The organism is Microbacterium sp. KNMS, assembly GCF_053851835.1.
Genome location: NZ_JBSQBP010000219.1, coordinates 1 through 232, shown reverse-complemented (window position 1 = coordinate 232; position 232 = coordinate 1). Strand labels below are relative to the sequence as shown.

The following is a 232-nucleotide window of genomic DNA, read 5'->3' as shown; positions in this document are numbered from 1 at the left end:
GCGCTGGCGCTGGGATGGGATGCGTTCGAAAGCCTGCTGGAAGGCGCGGCCGCGATGGACCGGCATTTCCGGCTGGCTGCCCCGCGCGAGAACGCCCCGCTGATCGCGGCGTTCGTCGATCAATATTATGCGCGGGTCATGGGGTGCCAGACGCGCGCGCTGTTCGCCTATGACGAACGGTTGAAGCTGTTGCCCTCCTACCTCCAGCAGCTGGAGATGGAGAGCAACGGCA

At 65.5% G+C, this 232-nt stretch carries 1 pseudogene; it reads left to right on the top strand.

Going from position 1 to position 232, the window contains the following annotated elements:
* Positions 1 to 232 (top strand): annotated as a pseudogene (locus ACWXWW_RS18390) (glucose-6-phosphate isomerase); the annotation flags it as partial.